5 protein-coding genes are annotated in these 4,461 nt (G+C 41.6%); all 5 read left to right on the top strand.

Going from position 1 to position 4,461, the window contains the following annotated elements:
• The first annotated feature begins 138 nt into the window (after positions 1-138).
• Positions 139-870, top strand: coding sequence for an ATP-dependent Clp protease proteolytic subunit (locus tag AC1DPZ_RS22625; protein WP_477407715.1), 732 nt, complete (start codon positions 139-141; stop codon positions 868-870).
• A 143-nt stretch (positions 871-1,013) separates the two neighbouring features.
• Entirely contained in the window at positions 1,014-2,252 is a 1,239-nt protein-coding gene (clpX, locus tag AC1DPZ_RS22620; protein WP_477407713.1) for an ATP-dependent Clp protease ATP-binding subunit ClpX, read from the top strand.
• A gap of 142 nt (positions 2,253-2,394) precedes the next feature.
• On the top strand, positions 2,395-3,249 hold the full coding sequence (locus tag AC1DPZ_RS22615; protein ID WP_477407711.1) for an AMP nucleosidase: 855 nt from the start codon (positions 2,395-2,397) through the stop codon (positions 3,247-3,249).
• Positions 3,250-3,370: 121 nt separating this feature from the next.
• Positions 3,371-3,988, top strand: a complete 618-nt coding sequence (gene recR / locus AC1DPZ_RS22610; RefSeq protein WP_477407709.1) for a recombination mediator RecR — start codon at positions 3,371-3,373, stop codon at positions 3,986-3,988.
• 3 nt (positions 3,989-3,991) lie between these two features.
• Positions 3,992-4,461, top strand: a 470-nt coding sequence (locus tag AC1DPZ_RS22605; protein ID WP_477407707.1) for a glycosyltransferase family 2 protein, incomplete at its 3' end; no start/stop codon positions are given.

The raw sequence follows: 4,461 nt of genomic DNA, 5'->3' as shown, positions 1-4,461 counted from the left end.
CTCCTTTAGAGGAGGTAGCATGAGGCTAAATAATTTTTACTTTATACAAACTATCTTATTAAAATTGTATTCAACTAAAAACTATATTTATCGCGGGTAAAAAAGCCTGCACACCTAAAATTAACATACACAAAAACCATGAGTAGTAACATCGATAAAAACGAATTCAGAAATTACGCTGTTAAACACCGCCGGATTAACAGCATCTACGTAGATAAATTTATTTCGAACGTTGAGCGCAGCAATATGCCAAGCGGTATAGCAACCCTACCAACCGGCATGACCCCTTATATTATAGAGGAACGCCAGCTTAACGTAGCCCAGATGGACGTGTTCTCGCGCCTGATGATGGACCGCATTATTTTTCTGGGTGATGCTATTTATGAAAATATTGCAAACATTATCCAGGCTCAATTGCTATTCCTTCAATCGGCTGATAGTAAACGCGATATCCAGATCTATATCAATTCACCCGGAGGTTCGGTTTACGCTGGTTTAGGTATTTATGATACCATGCAGTTCATATCAAATGATGTAGCAACTATTTGTACTGGTATGGCCGCTTCAATGGCTGCCGTATTATTATGTGCAGGTACCGAAGGTAAAAGGGCGGCATTACCGCATGCAAGGGTAATGATCCACCAGCCATCAGGCGGTGCACAAGGTCAGCAATCAGATATTGAGATCACTTATCATGAGATCACAAAACTGAAAAAAGAATTGTACCAGATAATTGCCGATCATAGCGGCGCATCATACGAAAAAGTTTGGGAAGCATCAGACCGTGATTACTGGATGATAGCCGATGAAGCCAAAGAATTTGGTATGGTGGATGAAATTTTAAAAGGAAGTAAGGGAAAGAAAGTATAAGTGATAAGTGAGTGGCGAATAGTGAGCGGTAAGAGTGGAAGTTAATATTTTCAATCTTTTCACCTCTCACCATTCGCTATTCACCATTCATTACTTTGATTTCTCAGTCCTATTAACTAATTTTGATCAAGTAAAGGAATCAGATGAATAAAAACAGTAAGGAAATCAGGTGCTCATTTTGTGGCGCCGGTAAACAGGATTCCCTGATGTTGATTGCAGGGCTCGACGCTCATATCTGTGATAAGTGCGTTAACCAGGCTAATGAAATATTAGCTGAGGAGTTAAAGGTGCGTAAAGTAAAAGCCTCGCCTTTGGCACCGGCTTTGCTTAAACCATACGAGATCAAAACTCACCTCGATCAATATGTTATTGGTCAGGACGATGCCAAAAAGATATTATCAGTAGCCGTATATAATCACTACAAGCGTCTTAATCAACGTRTTGACAAGGATGAGGTTGAGATTGAAAAATCAAACATCATAATGGTTGGCGAAACAGGTACGGGTAAAACCCTGCTTGCAAAAACGCTGGCCAAAGTACTTAATGTGCCGTTTTGTATTTGTGATGCTACAGTATTAACAGAAGCCGGTTATGTAGGCGAGGATGTTGAAAGTATCCTTACCCGTTTATTGCAGGCCGCCGACTATGATGTAACCCTTGCCGAAAAAGGCATTGTTTATATTGATGAGGTTGATAAAATTGCCCGCAAAAGCGATAACGCCAGCATCACCCGTGATGTATCAGGCGAAGGTGTACAACAGGCATTGTTAAAAATACTGGAAGGTACTATGGTTAACGTACCACCACAAGGTGGCCGTAAACATCCTGATCAGAAAATGATCACTGTTAATACCAGTAATATACTATTTATTTGCGGTGGAGCCTTTGATGGTATCGACCGTAAAATAGCAAATCGCCTGCGTACCCAAACAGTAGGTTACAAATTAAAGCGCGATGATGGCGAGGTAGATATGAAAAACCTGTACAAATACATCACCCCGCAGGATTTGAAATCATTTGGCTTAATACCAGAACTGATTGGCAGGTTACCAATATTAACTTATTTAAACCCGCTTGACAGGACTGCCCTGCGTAACATATTAACCGAGCCTAAGAATTCATTGTTGAAACAATACAAAAAACTGTTTGAATATGAAGGCGTAAAGCTTGATTTTGAAGATGAGGTGCTGGAGTTTATTGTTGATAAGGCAATGGAATTTAAGCTGGGAGCAAGGGGTTTACGTTCAATATGTGAAGCCATCATGATTGATGCGATGTTTGAGTTCCCATCAAAAAAAGATGTGAAACGCCTGCACATTACATTGGATTATGCTCACGAGAAATTTGAAAAATCAGATCTGAAAAAATTAAAAGTAGCTTAACCTACCGGTAAGAATCGATAGCTATCTTTATTAAAATAAATGCAGACCCTGGTGCAACGCCGGGGTTTGTTGTATAAGCAGAAATTTTCAACAGGCAGCTTCAGGGCTGCCATTGGAGATTAAAAGCAAAAATATTACGCATATGAACGAAGAATTAAATGTTAAAAAAAATCCTACCGATGCAGCGGTAGTAAAAGAAGTGGGTTCGCCGGTAAAATCGGGGTTAAAAACCAAGGATGCCATTGTTGCCAACTGGTTACCGCGTTACACCGGCCGGCCGCTGGAAGCCTTTGGTGATTATATTATATTAACCAATTTTTCTAAATACATACAGCTGTTTTCGCAATGGAACGATAATGCGCCTATTATGGGCCTGGAGAAACCAATGCAAAGCGTTACTGCCAATGGTATTACCATTATTAACTTTGGAATGGGAAGCTCGGTAGCAGCTACCGTGATGGACCTGCTTACGGCCATTCATCCCAAAGCGGTTATATTTTTAGGCAAATGCGGCGGCCTTAAAAAGAAGAACAACGTAGGCGACCTTATCCTGCCTATAGCGGCCATCAGGGGCGAAGGAACGTCAAACGATTACCTGCCGCCGGAAGTGCCTGCATTGCCGTCATTTGCCCTGCAGAAAGCCATCTCAACCACCATTCGTGATTTCTCGCGCGATTATTGGACCGGTACCTGCTACACCACTAACCGCCGCGTTTGGGAACATGATAAAGTGTTTAAAAAATATTTGAAGGATCTGCGCGCCATGGCCGTTGATATGGAAACTGCCACCATTTTCACTACCGGTTTCGCCAACAAGATCCCAACCGGTGCATTGTTATTGGTATCAGATCAGCCGATGATTCCGGAAGGTGTAAAAACCGCTGAAAGTGACTCAACCGTAACCGAGCAATATGTAGAAACACATCTGAAAATTGGTATCGAATCGTTAAAGCAACTGATCAATAATGGCTTAACTGTTAAGCATCTGAAGTTTTAAGGTTTTTGAATGGTTGATTAGTGGAGAGGTTGAAAAGATTGGCTGTCATTAACCTAACCTAATCTATTCTTTCAGACTTCCCCGACTTTCGGACTTCCTTACTTATTATTAACTTCGCAAAATGAATTTTTCGTCCAAGTTGCTGGAGAATGCTGTAGCCGAGTTTGCTAAACTACCGGGGGTGGGCCAAAAAACCGCTCTTCGCCTGGTGTTGCACCTGCTAAACCAGGATAAACCGGATGTTGAGCGGTTTAGCACTGCTATCAGCAAGCTCCGCAATGAAATTCAGTTTTGCTCTGTTTGTCATAATATATCGGATAATGCTGTTTGCGAAATCTGCTCATCACACAAACGCGATCACAGCCTCATTTGCGTGGTTGAGGACACCCGGGATGTAATGGCCATTGAAAATACCAATCAATATAATGGGATTTATCACGTACTTGGAGGTTTAATATCCCCAATGGATGGGGTAGGGCCTTCGGACCTGCAGGTTGATACTTTGGTAGAGCGCTTAAAAAACAACGAAACCAAAGAAATCATTTTTGCCCTTAGCGCTACCATGGAGGGTGATACCACATTGTTCTATCTTCATAAAAGAGTAAAATCTTTCAATATTATCATATCAACGATAGCCCGTGGCATAGCCTTTGGGGGTGAATTGGAGTACGTAGATGAGATCACCTTAGGGCGATCCATTGCTACACGTGTTCCGTATGAAAATTCCTTGTCAAAGTAAGATATGAAACTATCCGTAATAGTTGTAAACCACAATGCCTGTGCAATGCTCAGGGTTGCCCTTAATTCGTTAATGGAGGCTGTTACGGGCGTTGAAAACGAGGTTTTTGTGATCGACAATGCATCTGCGGATAAATCTGTAGATATGATTAAAAATGAGTTTCCCGCAGTTAAGGTAATAGCTAACACCCGCAACGAGGGTATTGCAAAAGCCTATAATCAGGGTATTAAACAAACTACAGGTGAGTATATTTTAGTAGTCAGTGCGGATACAATTACAGGCAAAAAGACCATTGAGAAGTCATTGGAATTTATGGATATGCATTTAGATGCCGGCGGTTTGGGCGTGCGTATGATAACGCCCGATGGCAGGTTCCTGAAAGAATCTAAACACGGTTTCACCAGGCCATGGGAAGTGTTTTTTAAGCTTACAGGTTTGGCCAGGCATTTTTCAAAATCGCGTTTAACAGATGT

The sequence above is a fragment of the Mucilaginibacter sp. P4_G9 genome (assembly GCF_056400985.1).
The sequence above is the reverse complement of the archived record's forward strand: the minus strand, read 5'-3'. Positions and strand labels throughout refer to the sequence as shown.